At 43.0% G+C, this 20,012-nt stretch carries 13 protein-coding genes; 7 read left to right on the top strand and 6 right to left on the bottom strand.

Going from position 1 to position 20,012, the window contains the following annotated elements; all coding sequences use genetic code 11:
* Positions 1-544: 544 nt before the first annotated feature.
* From can to BLU33_RS16650, 3 genes are all read right to left on the bottom strand, one after another.
* Complete coding sequence (gene can / locus BLU33_RS16660; protein ID WP_091375487.1) at positions 545-1,213, bottom strand: carbonate dehydratase; 669 nt, start codon at positions 1,211-1,213, stop codon at positions 545-547.
* Positions 1,214-1,237: 24 nt separating this feature from the next.
* Complete coding sequence (locus tag BLU33_RS16655) at positions 1,238-1,987, bottom strand: YoaK family protein (RefSeq protein WP_091375484.1); 750 nt, start codon at positions 1,985-1,987, stop codon at positions 1,238-1,240.
* 117 nt (positions 1,988-2,104) lie between these two features.
* Complete coding sequence (locus tag BLU33_RS16650) at positions 2,105-3,001, bottom strand: Nif3-like dinuclear metal center hexameric protein (RefSeq protein ID WP_091375481.1); 897 nt, start codon at positions 2,999-3,001, stop codon at positions 2,105-2,107.
* Between the two features lie 538 nt (positions 3,002-3,539).
* On the opposite strand from BLU33_RS16650, the gene BLU33_RS16640 reads away from it, so the two are divergent.
* Complete coding sequence (locus tag BLU33_RS16640; RefSeq protein ID WP_091375476.1) at positions 3,540-5,081, top strand: acyl-CoA carboxylase subunit beta; 1,542 nt, start codon at positions 3,540-3,542, stop codon at positions 5,079-5,081.
* 401 nt (positions 5,082-5,482) lie between these two features.
* Here the strand turns inward: BLU33_RS16640 and BLU33_RS16635 are convergent, their stop codons facing one another.
* Positions 5,483-5,830, bottom strand: a complete 348-nt coding sequence (locus BLU33_RS16635) for a hypothetical protein (RefSeq protein ID WP_091375472.1) — start codon at positions 5,828-5,830, stop codon at positions 5,483-5,485.
* 194 nt (positions 5,831-6,024) lie between these two features.
* On the opposite strand from BLU33_RS16635, the gene BLU33_RS16630 reads away from it, so the two are divergent.
* Both BLU33_RS16630 and BLU33_RS16625 read left to right on the top strand, forming a co-directional pair.
* Complete coding sequence (locus BLU33_RS16630) at positions 6,025-6,711, top strand: hypothetical protein (protein WP_091375469.1); 687 nt, start codon at positions 6,025-6,027, stop codon at positions 6,709-6,711.
* A 90-nt stretch (positions 6,712-6,801) separates the two neighbouring features.
* On the top strand, positions 6,802-7,530 hold the full coding sequence (locus BLU33_RS16625; RefSeq protein WP_091375466.1) for a CPBP family intramembrane glutamic endopeptidase: 729 nt from the start codon (positions 6,802-6,804) through the stop codon (positions 7,528-7,530).
* 2 nt (positions 7,531-7,532) lie between these two features.
* Here the strand turns inward: BLU33_RS16625 and BLU33_RS16620 are convergent, their stop codons facing one another.
* Positions 7,533-8,882 (bottom strand): MutS-related protein, encoded by a 1,350-nt coding sequence (locus BLU33_RS16620; protein ID WP_091375462.1) that lies wholly within the window; start codon positions 8,880-8,882, stop codon positions 7,533-7,535.
* Positions 8,883-9,653: 771 nt separating this feature from the next.
* The gene (locus BLU33_RS16615; RefSeq protein WP_091375459.1) at positions 9,654-13,127 is read right to left on the bottom strand and encodes a methylmalonyl-CoA mutase family protein; all 3,474 of its coding nucleotides are present in this window, start codon (positions 13,125-13,127) and stop codon (positions 9,654-9,656) included.
* Between the two features lie 322 nt (positions 13,128-13,449).
* Between BLU33_RS16615 and pgmB the strand changes: the two genes are divergently transcribed.
* The 4 genes from pgmB to BLU33_RS16595 all read left to right on the top strand — a co-directional run bounded on the left by pgmB (position 13,450) and on the right by BLU33_RS16595 (position 19,888).
* Positions 13,450-14,100, top strand: a complete 651-nt coding sequence (pgmB, locus tag BLU33_RS16610) for a beta-phosphoglucomutase (RefSeq protein WP_091375455.1) — start codon at positions 13,450-13,452, stop codon at positions 14,098-14,100.
* Between the two features lie 117 nt (positions 14,101-14,217).
* Entirely contained in the window at positions 14,218-16,521 is a 2,304-nt protein-coding gene (locus BLU33_RS16605) for a glycoside hydrolase family 65 protein (RefSeq protein WP_091375451.1), read from the top strand.
* A gap of 156 nt (positions 16,522-16,677) precedes the next feature.
* Positions 16,678-18,387: an alpha-amylase family glycosyl hydrolase gene (locus BLU33_RS16600; protein WP_091375449.1), complete on the top strand. Its 1,710-nt coding sequence runs from the start codon at positions 16,678-16,680 to the stop codon at positions 18,385-18,387.
* Between the two features lie 124 nt (positions 18,388-18,511).
* Positions 18,512-19,888 (top strand): MFS transporter, encoded by a 1,377-nt coding sequence (locus tag BLU33_RS16595; RefSeq protein WP_091375445.1) that lies wholly within the window; start codon positions 18,512-18,514, stop codon positions 19,886-19,888.
* The last annotated feature ends 124 nt before the right edge of the window (positions 19,889-20,012 follow it).

The following is a 20,012-nucleotide window of genomic DNA, read 5'->3' as shown; positions in this document are numbered from 1 at the left end:
CGCTTTTTTCGCTGTTCGGCACATTCGTGCCTTCACATCACACAAAAAGCTAAACCGGCATTCCCGCCTCTACGCTGGCCCGCCCTTGTTGTCAGGGCCCATGCTTTTTCTTTTTTTCTTCCTGTCAGTAGAACAGCTTCGGGCGAAATCAGGCAAAACGATGGTGGCCTTGTGCGTGGCAGGGCATAGCAGATTTTTACTGAAGCGTAAAGGCCAGGTGAGTAGCGACAGCAGGGTAAAAATATAGCAGCCCAGGTTTTGCCTGATTTGCAGGGTAATGGCCTGTGCGGCAAAGAAGCATTTCTACTGACTTGCCTTTTTGGCCCTTTTGTGGCGAAGACAAAAGGACTAAGCCTTAGCGGCTATGAGCGATACCATGAGACAAGTAACAGACGATCTGTACAGTTAAGGGTGCTTCGTTCCTCTTCGCAATTGCGCTCGGTGAGAGATAAGCGGATTTGGTGTTGTTCGGTTTGTTTTATGTTACCCGTATTTAAAAACGGACGAACGACAGTTAATTGTTCACGTATATAGAACCAATGAACTATTTGAACTTAAACACATTCCCCATGTTAGCATTATCATAGGTACTAACGTTCATGTCTTTTATAATACCGGTTTCAATGCTGTAAACCCAGCCGTGTACGCCTAGCTCCTGACCATTTTGCCATGCATTTTGCACGATGGAGGTTTTGCAGAGGTTGTACACGTTTTCAACTACGTTGTATTCAACCAGTTTTGCAGCACGTTCTTTCTCGTCTTTTATCTGGTCGAGTTTGCTGGCGTGCAGGCGGTACACATCCTTAATGTGGCGCAGCCAGTTATCTATCAGGCCGAATTGCTGGTTGCTCATGGCAGCCATTACACCCCCGCAGCCGTAATGACCAGTCACTATTACATGCTTTACCCTTAATACATTCACCGCATAATCCAGTACCGAAAGCATATTCATATCGGAGTGTATTACCATGTTGGCAATGTTACGGTGCACAAATATCTCACCCGGACTGGTATTGGTGATCTGGTTGGCGGGTACGCGACTATCAGCGCAGCCTATCCATAATACCGGCGGGGTTTGGCCGCTGGCCAGCTTGGTAAAATAATCCGGATCCTCCTTTAAGGTTTCCTCAACAAACTGTTTATTGCCCTGTAGCAGGGTTTCGTAAGTTATAGTGTTAGTATCGTGGATGGGTTTATATATTTTGGGACACATGGTAGCTAATGTATTTTTTACTGGTTAAATATCTGCCTTTTTTTCGTTTGTTGAAAATAATCGCGCAAGCTTATGTAAAGCTATGGGCGAAAGATCGTAATATAGAATGGTAAACAATATCACCGGAATGAAATAAAATATAGCGAATTCGTATTTGTCAAAGAAATAACCACCCATAAGTGCCCCAAAAAAGTAAAAGCCGAGTATGGTAAAGCGGATATACAACCGGTTTCTTAATGCAGGTGTTTTTGGGGTATTGGGGTACAGCCATTCGGCTATATCGGCACCCAGATCGGTAAATAAGCCGGTTAAGTGCGATGTTTTGATCAAGCCGCCTGATATGTTTGATACCAGCCCGTTTTGTAAACCCATGGATAGGATAATGGCGCCAGTGATAACCTGCTTTTCGCGTAAGGTTTCCTCATAATAGTGATGACCATAAAATGCTACGAATAAAAGGATAATGGCTTCAATGATAATTGGCAGCGCATTAGCCCTGTAATTACTTTTATGCGATTGCCAGCGTACCAGGAAATTAGAGGTGAACGAACCCGCAAAAAAGAGGAACAGCCATAGAGAAAATACAATAACCTGCTGAAAATTCTTTTCGATAATATTTTCGGCAAGATTGGAGAAGTGCCCCGTTACATTAGCGGTAAAGGCTAAAAAAGCAACAACCCCTGAAACATTGGTCATGCCTGATACAAATGCAGTTGATGATGCCAGCATCAGGTTTTCTTTAAGTGTGCGATTTTCTTTTGTGTGTTTTAGCATATGAAATATTAACTGGTGCCTTAGTGGTTTTTATGACTTCTTTGTATTTGATTTTTACCGCAAAAATCTCCAACAGAAACACATTAAGAGGCACAGAGTTTTATTTTTATGGGATTATTAAGCGAATGAAAGCGAATTGCCGCAAACTATGTGGGTTATTTTTACATTGCTGATACGTTGTTTAAGCCAGTCGGCCATAAATGCTGATCCGGCTTCTTCGCTGGGGATGTGGCCGGTTACCACCAAAGCGATTGAACGGCCTTCGGCACGGGCATCACGCACGTATTCAGCGGTTTCCCACTCTGATATTTCACCGCATATCAGTACATCCGGTTTGTATTTGGATATGGCTTCTATCTGCGTTCTGCCGCCTGCGGCACCTTCTGCAAATATTACGGTTTTACAGGTTTGTTGCAGGTCGCCTATGTAGCGTACCGCAGGTGTAGCCAGTTTTTGTTTGAGCTGATCTATTAAAGCACCCAGCGTAATACCCGGGAAAATGAAAGTATTTGCGCCTTGCTGGTAATCTTTCCAACCCAGTTTGGCAATAACCCCGGTAAGTACACCGTCGGGTTTAATACTGTGGATGTAATCGTGATTGCGCCAGATGGCTATGTTGTGTTTTTTAAGCAGATCGGCTTTATAATTGTATACTTCATCATTTTGCAGCCAGCTCACATCATCGGTATGATTATAAAAAGTAGGCTCATGGCAGACGATAAAATTGGCACCCAGGTCGATGGTTTTCCTGATCACATCAACCGTAGGGAACATGGTGGTAACAATACTGGTAACCACAATATCCCTGTTACCCGCCTTCAGCGTATCAACCGTATTGGGGAACGGTGCGCCAGGCACGGTTTTAATAAACATATCCATAATTTGCCCAACGGTATAACTGTTATCAGTTTTGAAAAAATTACCCGCCCTGCTTAAAGTTGGCGTAGCTATAACAGCGGCGGTAGTTAAACTCAGGTTAGTGATGAATTTTCTGCGGGTATGGCCTTGTTTCATTGATGGTATGGGAATGATGAAGAAACCAAATGTAATTAAAAAAGTTTTCCTAAATCCTCTTTCCACCGCAAGCGAAGATAGCGTGGGTGTAAGGTAAAATGTCCGCATTGTCACATTACAACTCATATCTAAAAACGGACGGACGACACTCACCACCCGTCATCCCGAACTTGTTTCGGGAACTCATCATAAAAGTCGCCAGCATAATGGTTACCTGGCTTGTGGGGTGCTGAAACAAGTTCAGCATGACATGGCTTGGTATGTGTTTGCGTTAGTGATAGTAGCGGATACCGGCCCGCGCCTAATGCCTGTGCGCGTATGAGCGGATAGCACGGCCCGCTTCTATCAGCGGGAACGCCCAAGTGTGTCTGAACCCGAATTAATGGAATTATTGAATTCTGCTTATTCTGTAATTCAATAAATTCCGGTTCAGACAAATGAGTCGCTAATAAATAAAAAATACTTAACGCCACCTGTAACCTACACAACACTAAACTATAATTACTATTTTTAGCATCTTGCATATAAACCCCATACTGTGGATAATAGAATTAAACTGTTAAAGCAAAAACAAGCCGAGGCCCTTTTAGGTGGTGGCAAGGCGAGGATAGAGAGTCAGCATAAAAAAGGGAAGTTAACCGCCCGTGAGCGTATCCATTTTTTGATGGATGAGGGCTCTTTCCAGGAGATTGGGATGCTGGTGGCTCACCGGTCGGTTGATTTTGGGATGGAAAAAGAAAAATATCCGGGTGATGGCGTTGTTACCGGCTACGGTACTATAAACGGGCGACTGGTATATGTTTTTTCGCAGGATTTTACTGTTTTTGGGGGATCGCTGTCTGAAACGCATGCCGAAAAGATCTGCAAGATAATGGAGCTGGCCATGAAGAATGGAGCACCGGTTGTTGGTCTGAATGATTCAGGCGGAGCAAGGATACAGGAGGGGGTGGTGTCATTAGGCGGTTATGCCGATATATTTTACCGCAACACCATGGCGTCGGGTGTTATACCGCAGATCTCGGCCATTATGGGGCCATGCGCGGGCGGTGCGGTATACTCACCTGCTATTACCGATTTTATTTTAATGGTAGAGAATACCTCATACATGTTTGTTACCGGGCCCAACGTGGTAAAAACCGTTACGCATGAGGTGGTTACATCCGAAGAGTTGGGTGGGGCAACTACACATGCCACCAAATCGGGTGTTACACATTTTGCCTGTGCTAATGAGATTTCGGCCATACAGCATGTGAAACAACTGTTGAGCTATATGCCGCAGAATTGCGAGGATACCGCACCTGCTCTGCCTTATGAAACACAAAATGAGATTCGACCGGAGCTGAATACCATAATGCCCGAAAATAATTCGCAGCCATATGATATTCGCGAGGTAATAAACCATGTGATAGATGCGGATTCATTTTTAGAGGTTCACAAGGATTTTGCTGAGAATATTGTGGTAGGCTTTGCTCGTTTAGCTGGAAGAAGCATTGGTATTGTAGCTAATCAGCCTGCGTTTTTGGCGGGAGTATTGGATATACACTCATCAACCAAGGGCGCGCGTTTTGTGCGCTTTTGTGATAGCTTTAATATCCCCTTATTGGTATTTGAGGATGTACCGGGTTTTTTACCTGGCACCGACCAGGAATGGAATGCCATCATCACCAATGGCGCAAAACTATTATACGCATTTTGCGAAGCCACTGTGCCCCGCATAACCGTTATCACCCGAAAAGCTTATGGTGGCGCTTATGATGTGATGAACAGTAAACACATAGGTGCCGATATGAACTTTGCCTGGCCAACAGCAGAGATTGCTGTGATGGGCGCAAAAGGAGCAGCGGAGATCATCTTTAAACGCGAAATAAATGCTGCCGAAGACAAGGAAGCCAAATGGCGCGAGATGGAGCAGCTCTATTCTGACACCTTTGCTAACCCTTACCGTGCTGCTGAGCGTGGTTTTGTTGATGAAGTGATATTACCGGAAGTAACGCGGCTAAAGCTTATCCATGCCTTTAAAATGCTGGAGAATAAGGTGGTAAATAACCCGAGGAAAAAGCACGGGAACATACCGTTGTGATTTAGTTCATTGGTTCATTAGTTCACTGGTGCAGGGGCGGGTTATGATGTTCGGTTTGTTTCAATATGTGTTATATATAAAAACGGACGAACGGCGGGATGGTTGTTCATTGGTGCAGGGCGGGTTAGGTTGGTACAAAGGGAACTTGCAGGTGTGAATATCGCTTCGAATCGCTTTTCGCTAAGAAGTCACTTTTTTTCGCAAGTTGTTTATATTTTAAAGGAGCTCAAGAGGGCTCCGCCGTTTGTCTTGATACAAAAAGTAACCAAAAAACCGACCGGAGGGAGCTCATGAACACCTTTAAAAACAAACAACATGTGAATAAATCAAGACAACAAGGATGCTTCCGCGCGCGCTGCCGGTTCTTCACGCTTTTTTCGCTGTTCCGGTACTTCGTACCTTCACATCACCCAAAAAGCTAAACCGGCATTCCCGCCTTTACGCTGGCCCGCCCTTGTTGTCAGGGCCGACGCTTTTTCTTTTCTCTTCTTCTCGTCAGTAGAACAGCTTCGGGCGAAATCAGGCAAAACGATGGTGGCCTTGTGCGTGGCAGGGCATAGCAGATTTTTACAGAAGCGCAAAGGCCATGTGCGTAGCGACAGCAGGGTAAAAATATAGCAGCCCAGGTTTTGCCTGGTTTGCAGGGCAAAGGCCTTGTGCGGCAAAGAAGCATTTCGACTGACTTGATTTTTTGTTTCTTTTGTATCAAGACAAAAGAAATAGGGCTCCGCGCCTATGAGCGGCTTCACGCGACTCAATAAGCACTTCGCAAGCAAAAGCCTGGCAATAATCAATTCATTACAAAACAATCATAAAATCAATCACTTATATTTTCACCCCTCCCCATCTTAACATATAGCACTTTCTTTACATAAATTATATGTTAAATATTAAACTATACCCTATAATTTTGGTTAGATTAGCATAAACATTTACACAAGCTATGAAACTGAAAATTTTTGCCATTGCATTATTGTCCCTTGCAATTGGTTCGGTACATGCGCAGGACTTCTTAAAGGGATCGGTACATGAAAACGGGAGTGATACAAAACTGACCAATGTATTTATCCACGATATTAATAATAACCAGTTAAGCCTTGCCGATAAAAACGGTAACTTCCAGATAAAATCGGCCTCGGGGCATATCGTAATATTTACTTCACCCGGCTATGTGTCAGATACATTGTATGTTGTTGACATGACACCTAAAAAGATAAAAATGTCGGTGTTAACTATCGCGCTGCGTGAGGTTAATATTAACTCAACCAAGTCTACTTTTAATCCGCGTGAAGAATATCCTGAAATATATGAGAAAAGTAAGGTATATGTGCTCTCGCCAAGTAGCTGGTTTAGTAAGGACTCCAAAGATGCCCGCCGCCTGAAACGCTATTTTGCATCAGAAGAAGAGGATAGAAAAGTTGATGCTGCATTCAATATGGCCTATGTAGGCAGTCTTGTGCCGCTAAAAGGGCAGGAGCTGGAAAACTTTATGACCTTATATCGCCCAACTTATGATTTTGTAAAAAGTAACGACAGGGTATCAATGGCCGTTTATGTGAACGATTGCTATAAAAAATACCTGGCCCTGCCGCCCGATCAGCGTAAATTACAGCAGCTGACCACGCAATAAGCATACAAAAGGGATACTGGTTAAGTATCCCTTTTTTGTTGGTATATGCTAATCAATTATTATATTTAGGAGATTGATTAAACCCTACAAATGCCTGAACCTATACGCACAGATGATATCCCGGATGGCATAACTATTCATATCGATGAAAAAGTTAACATCCGTCGTTTCAATACGTTAATGATAAGTGGTATCGCATTGGCTATAATGCTGTACCCTTTTCTTTCCCTGCTTTTTTTATCACCCATGCAAGATCTGCTGTACAGGCTCATCTTTTCCCGGTTTTTGATATGGGCGGTTCTGGGCATACTTTATCTGTATGCACGTTATGGCGAAATGCAGCCATTCCTACTGTGGAAGGAAGAAAAATACGATGCTCTATTTTACATAAAAGCGATTGTTGGTGTTTACCTGCTATGCTTTGCATCGGCATTAGCTGCGCATATACCGGCATGGCTGGGTCTGCATGAGAATAATAGCATATTACATAAAATGGGTGTTATTATGCAGCAATATCCCGTTTTGTTGGTGTTTGCCGCAATAACCGCAGGTATTACCGAAGAACTTGTTTTTAGAGGCTACATATTAAGCCGGTTATCGCTATTCTTTAAAAACAGGCATTGGCCGGTATTGATATCTGCAGCCTTATTTTCCTTTATGCATTTAGGCTATAAAACTGTTAGTGAATTGCTCTTTAGCTTTTTAATAGGTGTTGTTATGGCCTATCATTACCAAAAATACAGGAATATAAAGGTGGTTATTATAGTACATTTTTTGGTAGATGTGATAGCAATGTCATTGTTTAGGGGGCATAGGTAAATTTATTTTTTAAGCAACAATTCTTCAATAATTTCTACTATGCCTTCATTTTTTACTATCCACATACCCAGTCGTTCTTCGGTAATTCCATCCATAAGTTTGTAGCTGTATTTGGGCATATCATTTTCAAATTCGGTCTTCATATATTTAAAGTTGATGGTTTCAATATCTACCAGATCATTGGCAACTTCAACAATATGGGTTGAGATCATAAAAAAGCCTTTCTTCAGTTTTGCAAATGCTGAAATGATTGACAAGGATGCATCATAAGCATCCTTAACATTGGTACCCCTGAACAGTTCATCAAATATCACCACCACGTTTTGTGATTGATGCATTTGTGTAGCTACATGCTTTACCCGTGATACTTCGGTATAAAAATGACTGCTTCCCTGATTAACGTTATCAGCCAGGTTGATAGTAGTTATCAGCCCGTCGAAAATGCTGGTTTCCATATAAGTAGCTGGCACGGGGAAACCCAGTTGCGATAAGAAAACTGAAATGCCCACTGATTTTAAAAAAGTTGATTTGCCCGCCATATTTGCCCCGGTAACAAAGCAAATGTTTTTGGCTGTGTTAAAATCAATATCGTTATCAACAGGATTTTTAATAAATGGATGGAATAACCCCTTGAAATTTAATATTTGCTCACCTGACTTATTAATTACCGGCAGGGAAAAACCAAACAGCTTTGCCCTGTTGCTTACAGTTATAAAAATATCCAACTGGTAAACTATATCAAGCAATAATTTCATGCGCTCATAGCCCTGGTATCTGAATAAATGATCGGCTTTAGCAATGTCTATCGCGCTGAGTTTTTGCTTGTTATATAGCGGTTTAACCAACGAAAAATCCGGGTGTTCAAGGGTGTTATTTATAATCTCCCGAAAACTTTGCAGTAATGCAGGCAGGTTATCATTTGCAGTACCGGCTGTAAAATGGAGCAGGTCATTCAAAAAAGTTAGGCTATAATTTATCCCTCTACTAATGGTATAAAAGTCATTATCATTATTGAAGATGAAATGCATTGCCCTGCGCTCAATAGCCTTTATTTTTGATACCGAAGTAGGCTTTTGAGCAAGTTTTAAATAATATTCAATACAATCGCAGGCTATCCTGTCGGGTTTAAAAGTTGTATCTGTACGTTGAAAGTATTTTATCGCGTTAATTCTTTGCTCAATTTGTGCAGCATCGGTTAAAGGAGAAAGAAATATATCTCTTAACTTTTCTTTACCACCAATGGTAATTGCGTAATCAAAAAGCCCTAATACAGATTGGCCGCCATTGTTGTTTGGAAAGATGGCCAGGTCTTCACGTGTTTGTCTGTCCAGTTCAAATACGTGTTGGGGCATATGCAGGTTGGGGTTTAATAAAGGGTTAACTCAATAATTTAAAGATTATTATATAAGTAGAATTAATTCAATAGTAATGTCGTCCGTTTTGTTACAACCCAATCCCATATCAAAAATCGGACGGACAAGGTATTTAAGTTTTAAGTTAAAGATCAAAAGGTGAAAGTCAAAAAAATTAAGCGTCATTGCGAGGAACGAAGCAATCCCAGACTATGCAGAGCGGTTAGGCATATACGTTACTTATCGCTCGAAGCCGCTCATTGCCGCGGAGGCTACTACTTTTGTCTTGATACAAAAGGTAGCAAAAAATCAAGTCAGTAGATTAGGCTTCTTTGCCGCACTTGGCCTGCCCTGCAAATCAGGCAAAACCTGGGCTGCTATATTTTTACGCTGCTGTCGCTACACACCTAGCCTTTACGCTTCTGTAAAAATCTGCTATGCCCTGCCGGTCTCAAGGCCACCAGCGTTTTGCCTGATTTCACCCGAAGCTGTTCTACTGACAGAAGATAGAAAAGAAAAAGCGTGGGCCCTGACAACAAGGGCGGGCCAGCGTAGGCAGGGCGGGTGGAAGCATCCTTGTTGTCTTGACTTTTTTGGTTACTTTTTGTGTCAAGACAAAACGGCGGAGCCCTCTTGAGCGCCTTAAAAAACAAACAACTTGCGAAAAAAGTGACGTCTTAGCGACAAGCGATACCATGCGATAAGTATCCGAGAGGTAATCACGCTCTGCATAGTTGGGGATTATTAATGTTGCGTTTGTTTTCAATGCTATTACATATTCCGCCTATACTGCCCGCCAACCTCATACAAAGCATGTGATATCTGCCCTAATGAGCAGTATTTACAGGCTTCCATCAGGCTTTCAAAAATATTGTCGCCGGCAATGGCTTTGGTTTGCAGCTCTTTTAACAGTTGCGGTACAATGGCTTCGTTACGCTGTTGAAAAGCTTGCAGTGTGCTGATCTGGTATTGCTTTTCCTCTTCAGTAGCCCTGATCACTTCGCCTGGTGTAATGGTTGGTGAGCCTTTTTTGTTGAGGAATGTGTTAACGCCTACAATGGGGTATTCACCGTTATGTTTAAGGGTTTCATAGTATAATGATTCTTCCTGTATTTTACTGCGCTGGTACATGGTTTCCATAGCGCCTAATACCCCGCCACGATCGTTAATCGCTTTAAATTCGGTCATCACGGCTTCTTCAACCAGGTCGGTAAGTTCTTCAATTATGAAAGAGCCCTGCAATGGGTTCTCATTTTTTGCCAGTCCCAGTTCACGATTTATGATAAGCTGTATGGCCATGGCCCTGCGAACGGATTCCTCGGTAGGGGTGGTGATGGCCTCGTCATAAGCATTGGTGTGCAGTGAGTTGCAATTGTCATAAATAGCATACAAAGCCTGCAATGTAGTGCGGATGTCATTAAAATCTATCTCCTGCGCATGCAGCGACCTGCCGCTGGTTTGGATATGATATTTCAACTTTTGCGAACGATCGTTACCCTTGTATTTATTCTTAACCGCCTTGGCCCAAATTCTGCGGGCAACTCTACCGATCACCGAATATTCCGGATCAATACCATTGGAAAAAAAGAACGACAGATTTGGCGCGAAATCATCAATATGCATGCCCCGGCTCAGGTAATACTCTACATAAGTAAAACCATTAGATAGTGTAAACGCCAATTGCGTAACAGGATTTGCCCCGGCTTCAGCAATATGATAGCCTGATATGGATACCGAGTAAAAGTTCCTTACTTTCTCCTTAATAAAATATTGTTGTATATCGCCCATCATCCGCAGCGCGAACTCCGTACTAAAAATGCAGGTATTCTGCGCCTGGTCTTCCTTTAAAATATCTGCCTGTACGGTGCCGCGCACTGTAGCTATGGCGTAAGCTTTAATTTTTGCGTAGATATCAGGAGGCAGTACCTGATCGCCGGTTAGGCCGAGGAGTATTAAACCCAGGCCATCGTTACCAGCGGGGAGTTCACTATCGTAATAAGGGCGGGAAAGATTTTTGTCATCATATACCTCCTTAAACTTCGCCTCCACCGCATACTCCAGGTGATGTTCCCGGATATATTTTTCACACTGCTGATCTATAGCTACATTCATAAAAAAGCCAAGCAGCATAGGGGCGGGGCCGTTAATGGTCATGCTTACGGATGTTGATGCACTGCAAAGATCAAAGCCGGAATATAGTTTCTTGGCATCATCCAGCGTGGCTATACTTACACCCGCATTGCCAATTTTGCCATAAATGTCAGGCCTGATATGCGGATCCTCGCCATATAATGTAACCGAATCAAAGGCAGTGCTCAGCCTGTGCGCAGGCTGACCGAGTGATACATAATGAAATCGTTTATTCGTGCGCTCCGGTCCGCCCTCACCCGCAAACATGCGGGTAGGATCTTCCGTATCCCGCTTTAGCGGAAACACACCTGCTGTATAAGGAAATTCGCCCGGCAAATTCTCAGTCAGCAGCCAGCGCAAAATATCTCCCCAGGCCTCATACTTCGGCAGGGCTATTTTAGGGATCTGTAATTGTGATAATGAAGTGTAAAACAAAGGTTGTTTTATCTCCTTATCGCGTACCTTATATATAAAATTTTCGGCCTTGTATTTCCTTACGGTATCCGGCCATTCATTCAATAAACGTTTACATTCCGGGTGCAGGTGGCTTTCTAAGTGTGTATAAATCTCCCGTAGAGACGCAATACTTTGCGTCTCCTGCTTTTGGTTTTTAGACGCAAAGTATTGCGTCTCTACATTGTTGTTCCCCTCTTGAGAGGGGTTAGGGGTGTGTTTTTCCAACAGATCTATCGTCCCCTGCACATTATATAGCTGTATAGCAACCGTACACTGCTCATCTACCCATTCAGCATAAGCCTTGCTGCTTTCTGCAATTTCAGCCAAATATCTTACCCTGTCGGGAGGAATGATATAGCTTTTCTCAGTTGGGGGAGATGCAAAATATTGAGTTTCTACACGGGGGCCAATCAAATCAACTCCAGTCTTAACTTTTATCACCCCAAGCAGCCCCGTAAACAGTTCGTTCATCCCCGGATCATTAAACTGCGATGCCATGGTGCCGAATATCGGCAGCTCATCATCCTTGGCAGTAAACAACTGGTGATTGCGCTTATATTGTTTACGCACATCGCGTATAGCATCCAGCGCGCCACGTTTATCGAATTTATTGATGGCCACCATATCAGCGAAATCCAGCATATCTATCTTTTCCAGTTGTGTGGCCGCGCCAAATTCAGGTGTCATTACATATAGTGATACATCACAATAATCGGTTATCATGGTGTCGCTCTGGCCTATTCCGCTTGTTTCTACTATAATCAGATCATAACCGGCAGCCTTGCAGATATCAATCGACTCCTGTACATGTTTGCTCAAAGCCAGGTTAGCCTGCCGGGTAGCCAGCGAGCGCATATAAACCCTCGGCGAGTTAATGGCGTTCATTCTTATCCTATCACCCAGCAATGCGCCGCCTGTTTTTCTTTTGCTTGGGTCGACTGATATAATGGCGATGGTTTTATCCGTCTCCATCAAAAAACGCCGCACCAATTCATCCACCAGTGATGATTTTCCTGAGCCACCGGTGCCTGTAATGCCTAAAACAACCCCACCTAAATCCTCCCCAAAGGGGAAGGCTTCACTTTTTCCCACACTAACTCTCTCTCGTTTGAAGAGAGTTGGGGTAAGGTTCCCAGCCTCAGCCAGTGTTATTAATGCCCCAATACTTTGACCATCCTTTTCGTTCAAATGCTTTAACTCGCCATTCAAATGCGTGCGCACCGGGTGATCACATTGCAGCAGCATATCGTTTATCATACCCTGTAAGCCCATGGTGCGGCCATCATCAGGCGAGTAAATGCGCGCTATGCCATAATCCTGTAATTCGACAATCTCTTTAGGCAGTATTACCCCACCGCCGCCGCCAAATATTTTGATATGGCCCGCCCCGCGTTCCTGCAGCAAGTCATACATGTATTTAAAATACTCCACATGGCCGCCCTGGTAACTGGTAAGCGCAATGCCCTGTACATCTTCTTGTATGGCACAGGTAACCACCTCCTCAACACTGCGGTTATGGCCCAGGTGGATCACCTCGGCACCGCTCGATTGCAAAATACGGCGCATAATGTTTATAGTAGCATCATGCCCATCAAACAGCGAGGCAGCGGTAACAAAACGAATTTTATTTTTACTCCGGTAAGCAGCAACACTTTCCATACGGTATATATAATTGGGATAAAGCAAAGATATGGATTTAATGTGCAGATGTGCTGATATGCAGCTATGCAAATGATTTAAGCTATGCTGCTTCTGGTTAATTTTTATATCAGGACAAACGGCGCAGCGCCTCTTGAATACCTTTAAAAATTAATCTGCAAAAAAGTGATGCCATTCACGACAAGGGATACTATGTAATAGGTAATCAATATTCTAGTTGTTCAGAGAATGCCTCCGCTTCCGTAATTGACAATGGTTAATTAATTATTCATTTCCAATCCCAAAAAAACTATACCTTAGTGTTAAATGTACAACACGATAAATGAATAGTATAAAAGCCTGTATTTTTGACCTTGACGGTGTTATTGTTGACACCGCCGTATACCACTACAAAGCCTGGAAACGCCTTGCAAACTCCCTTGGTTTTGATTTTACCGAAGAACAAAACGAAAAACTTAAAGGGGTGAGCCGTGTGCGCTCGCTCGAACTGATATTACAATGGGGCGGTATTACCAAAACTGCTGCTGAGCAGGAAGTACTTGCCACTGAAAAGAACACCTGGTATGTAGAGATGATAAGCCATATGAAGCCTGATGAGATACTGCCGGGGGCAAAAGAATTTGTACAGGCCTGCCGTGATGCAGGTATAAAAACCGCATTGGGTTCGGCCAGTAAAAACTCTATGATGATACTGGAGAAGATAGGTATGGTTGATCTTTTTGATGCTATTATTGATGGCAATAAAGTATCAAAAGCCAAACCCGATCCGGAAGTATTTCTGAAAGGTGCTGAAGCTGTAGGCGTTGCACCTGCTGATTGCGTTGTATTTGAAGATGCCATAGCAGGGGTAGAGGCAGCAATAGCTGGCGGGATGAAAGCGGTGGGCATAGGCTCACCCGAAGTGTTGACTGAGGCTAATTTGGTAATTAGTGGACTGGATAAGATGAGTATTGAGAAGCTGGATGAATTATAAATTATAAGCTCCACCATGTCATTGCGAGGAGGAACGACGAAGCAACCTCGTCGCGTGTATATTGAACGCGACGAGATTGCCACGCTATCGCTCGCAATGACAATTCATAGAAAATAAATGAAAGACTACATAAAAATTGATGAGTGGAAGATAATCGAAGACGGATTTAACTCCGCTCATAACAAGATATCTGAAAGCATTTTTAGTTTGGGCAATGGCCGGATGGGTCAGCGGGCTAATTTTGAGGAAGCCTACTCTGGTGAAACCTTGCAGGGCAATTATGTAGCCGGTGTTTATTATAACGACAAAACCCGCGTTGGCTGGTGGAAGAATGGCTACCCCGAATATTTCTCGAAAGTATTGAATGCCGCCAACTGGGTAGGTATTGATGTTGCGATAGATGGCGAACAACTCGATTTGGCTAAATGTGCAGTAAGCAACTTTCGCCGTGAGCTGAACATGAAGGAAGGTTATTTGAAAAGGAATTTCACAGCCAAAAACAATTCGGGTAAACAGGTTGAGGTTGAAGCTATCCGCTTTTGCAGTATGGCTGATGATGAAGCCGGAGCTATAAAATATACCATTACGCCTTTAAATTTTGACGGTGCATTAACTGTAACCCCTTTTATTGATGGCGATGTAGTTAACCAGGATGCCAATTACGACGAAAAGTTTTGGGATGAGGTAGCAAAGGGTTGCGATGACAATGACTGCTACATACAAATGCGTACCAAAAAAACGGGCTTTGATGTGGCTACAGGAATGCAGTTCAGTATTTTGCAGAATGGACAAGCGATTGAAACAGCACACGAGATCATCCAAAAGGAGAAATACATTGGTGCAAAAATAACGTTACAGGCACAAAAAGGCCAGCCAATTACTGTGTTTAAATATGCTGCAAACCTGTCCTCGCAAAATCATAAGGTGGAGGATTTAATAATCAATCTTAAAGCTACTTTAGATCGCGTAAGCAAAAAAGGATTTGATACCATGCTGGCTGAGCAAGCCGCTGCATGGGAAGAGAAATGGAAACACAATGATATTATCATCGAGGGTGACCCATCGGCGCAGCAGGCTATCCGTTTTAATATTTTCCAGCTTAACCAAACTTATACCGGTGAAGACGACCGGCTAAACATAGGCCCCAAAGGTTTTACTGGCGAAAAATACGGCGGTGTAACTTATTGGGATACCGAGGCCTATTGTGTGCCGTTCTACCTCTCGACAGCTGAGCAAAAGGTAACTAAAAACTTGTTGCTTTATCGGTATAAACAATTAGAGCAGGCTTACCAAAATGCAGGCATGTTAGGTTTCGGCAATGGTGCAGCACTTTACCCAATGGTAAGCATCAATGGTATTGAATGCCATAACGAGTGGGAGATAACTTTTGAGGAGTTACATCGTAACGGCGCTATAGCCTACGCCATATTTAATTACGTGCGCTATACAGGTGATGCAGATTATTTGGTTGATTACGGGCTGGAAGTACTCATCGGTATTGCCCGTTTCTGGAGATATCGGGTTAGCTGGTCGGCGGAGAAGGAAAAATATGTAATGCTGGGCATAACCGGGCCAAATGAGTACGAAAATAATATCAATAACAACTGGTATACCAATACTTTAGCAACCTGGTGCATGCAATATGCTATGGAGGTAATGGAAAAAGTAAAGGCCATAGATGCTGATAAATATGCTAAACTCATCGCCAAACTAAACTTTAACGAGGAGCAGGAAACTGGCAAGTTCACGCACATTATTGATAATATGTACTATCCGTATGATGAGCGCAACCAGGTATTTTTACAGCAGGATGGCTATCTCGATAAAGAACAGATCCTGGTAAAAGACTTGCCCGCATCCGATCGCCCGCTTAACCAAAAATGGAGCTGGGACAGGATACTGCGTTCATGCTTTATTAAACAGGCTGATGTATTGCAGGGTATTTACTTTTTTGAGGACAAGTATGATATAGATACCATCCGCAGGAACTTTGATTTTTATGAGCCGCGTACTGTGCATGAGTCATCATTATCGCCATGTCTGCATGCAATTTTAGCTGCTAAATTAGGCGATGAAGCAAGAGCTTATGAGTTTTATCTGCGTACCGCGCGCTTAGACCTTGACGATTATAACAACGATACAGAGGATGGCTGCCACATCACCTCCATGGCTGGTACATGGATGGCTGTTGTTGAAGGTTTCGGCGGTATGCGTATGCGCGATGACAAACTTTCATTCAAACCATTTTTGCCAGGCAAATGGGCCTCATTCTCATTCCATGTAGGTTTTAGGGACAGTTTGCTAAATGTTAGAGTGAGTAAAGAACAAATAGCTATCAAAAACCTTTCTGGTATAGAAACCACAGTGTTGGTGCACGATAAAACGTATTTAGTGAAAGCGAACAGCGAAGTAGTGATATAAAAAATGAAAAAGATGTTTATAAAAGGCCTGCGCGATTCCCCTCTTGAGAGGGGTGCAGGGGTGTGTTACTACGCCACATGTAAAATACACCCCTGCCACCACGCAATTCCACGCGCCCCCTCTCAAGAGAGGAACTTATAATTTTCATCATACCCAATGGATCCACAATCACACAAACTCATCATATACCAGCTATTGCCGCGCTTGTTTGGTAATGCTAATACCACCAATAAGTTCTATGGTTCGATAGAAGAAAACGACTCGGGTAAACTGAATGATATTAACGATACGGCCCTCGCCGAGATAAAGAAATTAGGAATCACCCACGTTTTTTATTGCGGTGTGATAGAACACGCCACCATGACCGATTATACCAAATTCGGCATAAAACTGGATGATCCTGATGTGGTAAAGGGTAGGGCAGGCTCACCATATGCGGTGAAGGATTATTATGATATAGACCCCGACCTGGCAGTTGATGTTAATAATCGGATTGGTGAGTTTGAGGAACTGGTTAAACGTACACACGCCAATGGGCTTAAAGTGATCATTGATTTTATCCCCAACCACGTAGCACGTACCTATGCATCGGATGCCAAGCCTGAAGGTGTGCGTGATATTGGGCAGGATGATGATAATACTAAAGCTTTCAGCCCTAAAAATGATTTTTATTATGTCTGCGGGCAGTCGTTCGTGGTGCCGCCGGGCTATAACCCGGGAGGGGATGGGTTCAGCAGTCCGCTTAAAGATGGTAAGTTTGATGAAAATCCGGCCAGAGTAACCGGTAATGCCTTTACAGCCACGCCATCAATTAATGATTGGTTTGAAACCGTTAAACTCAATTATGGGCTCGATTGTCTGAATAATTACAAAACCTATTATGATCCTATTCCTCCGCTATGGAACAAGCTGTATGATATTTTAGATTACTGGAGCAACAAAGGCGTTGATGGCTTTAGGTGCGACATGATAGAGTATGTACAGGTGGAGTTCTGGGGTTGGCTCATCCCTAAACTAAAAGAAGTGCACCCGGACTTAATATTTATAGGAGAGGCCTATCATTATAGCTTATACAACAAATATATTTTTGATGGCAAGTTTGATTACCTATATGATAAAACAGGACTTTATGATGCTGTAAAGAAACTTACCCGCAATGAATGGGGCGCGTCTACATGGAGTATCAATAACGTTTGGAATAACGAAACTAAAGGTATTGATGAACATATGCTCCGCTTTATGGAAAATCATGATGAGGAGCGTATCGCACATAATGCTTTCGCTGGTAACCCATGGCTCGCGATACCGGGTATGATAGTTACCGCTACGCTGAATACCGGCCCGGTAATGATCTATTCGGGGCAGGAGGTTGGTGAACCGGGGAATGGCTCAATGGGTTTTGGCGGCGACTCCCGCACCAGTATATTTGATTACTGCGGCGTGCCTGAGCATCAAAAATGGCTTAACAATGGTAAGTTTGATGGCGGGCAATTATCTATTGAACAAAAAAACCTGCGCGACTTTTATCATACCCTATTAAATATAGCTATTGATAATGAGGCCATACATTCAGGTGAGTTTTATGAGTTAATGGTGACCAATGAACATCAACCGGGATTTAATCAGGGCCTGTATATTTATGTGCGTTATACTGATAAACAACGTGTATTGGTGATAGCCAACTTTAACCGGGATGAACATAATATACAAGTAACGTTTGCCGGCGATCTGCTAAGCAAATTTAATTTGAGCGGAAGTATAGAATTTACAGATCTGTTAAAGGGCGTAAAGTATAATACGCCTGACATTGCGCAGGGCCTTAATATTTTTTTACACGCTACAAGTGGATTGTTACTGGAATTTTAGTTATTTGCTAAACCAAATTATAAGTATTTAAAAATTACCCGAATTACATGACTATTGAAATGCCCTTGCAATTTATATCAGGCAAATCTTTTAAATCTGTTTAATCCTGGTTCAATAACAAATTATGAGTACAAGAAAGATCGTTCCGAAACCGAGGCTGGATTTTTGGCAGATATGGAACATGAGCTTTGGATTTTTGGGGATCCAGTTTGGCTTTGCCCTGCAAACCGGTTACGCCAGTCGCATACTGGAAACCTTTGGCGCCGATGTAGGTAATATATCCCTGTTCTGGCTTGCCGCCCCACTTACCGGGATGATCATTCAACCTATCATTGGTCATTATAGCGACCGTACCTGGAATCGTTTGGGCCGTCGTCGCCCTTATTTTTTAACGGGAGCATTATTATCGGGTTTAGCTCTTTGTTTTTTACCTAATTCATCAGGTTTGGCATTTCTTATACCACCAATAATTGTGGGTGCAGGTATGTTAATGCTGATGGATGCATCCTTTAATGTAGCCATGGAGCCATTCAGGGCTTTAGTTGCTGATAATCTGCCTGATAGTCAGCACAATGTGGGCTTTTCGTTACAAACCTGTTTAATAGGTGTGGGCGCGATCATTGGTTCAGCACTGCCATCTGTTTTGGTGGACTGGTTTCATGTGCCATCGGTAGCTGCCAAAGGTATCGTACCCGACAATTTATTATATTCTTTCTACATCGGCGGGATCGTTCTCATAGCCTGTATTGTGTGGACAGTTGTTAAAACCAAAGAGTATCCGCCCGAAGTTTATGCGACCTTCCACGAAGAAGACCTGGAGATCTCAGACAAGAAAAGTGGCCTAGCTGAGTTTTTCTATGACCTCACCCACATGCCAAAAACCATGAAACAATTAGGCGTGGTACAATTTTTCTCCTGGTTCGCGCTGTTTTCCATGTGGGTATTTACCACGGCTGCGGTAGCCGATCATGTGTACCACATCCCGGCAGGTGATACCTCTTCAAAAGCATTTAATGATTCGGGCAACTGGGTAGGTAATATGTTTGGCGTTTACAACGCGGTATCAGCAATATACGCACTTTCATTACCATGGATAGTTAAGCATATAAACCGCAAACGTACCCATGCTTTTTCACTGGTAATGGGTGGCATAGGTTTAATATCCATATTCTTCATCCAAAATCATTACCTGTTACTGTTGCCAATGGTAGGCATAGGCTTGGCCTGGGGCAGTATACTGGCTATGCCTTATGCTATATTATCCAGCTCGATACCAGCCAAAAAAATTGGTATTTATATGGGTTTGTTCAACTTCTTTATCACGTTCCCCCAAATTGTTAACAGCTTAACCGGTAGTTTAATAGTTAAGTATTTTTTTAACAGTCAGGCTATTTACGGTTTGGTTATGGCAGGCGTATTCATGTTTCTGGCTGCTATAGCGGTATTATTTGTTGAGGATAGCGAGAAGATCAATATTATTGAAACGGGCTTTGAGGATTAGTCATTAGGAAGTTAGGAATTTGTATAGACAATGACCAGCGAACCGATGAACAAATGAACCAACTAAAACGAAAAACTGGCATAATTATAGGGTTATATTAAAGCAGATTATTGTATATTGCGTA

Source organism: Mucilaginibacter mallensis (genome assembly GCF_900105165.1).
Classification (GTDB): Bacteria; Bacteroidota; Bacteroidia; order Sphingobacteriales; family Sphingobacteriaceae; genus Mucilaginibacter; species Mucilaginibacter mallensis.
The sequence above is the reverse complement of the archived record's forward strand: the minus strand, read 5'-3'. Positions and strand labels throughout refer to the sequence as shown.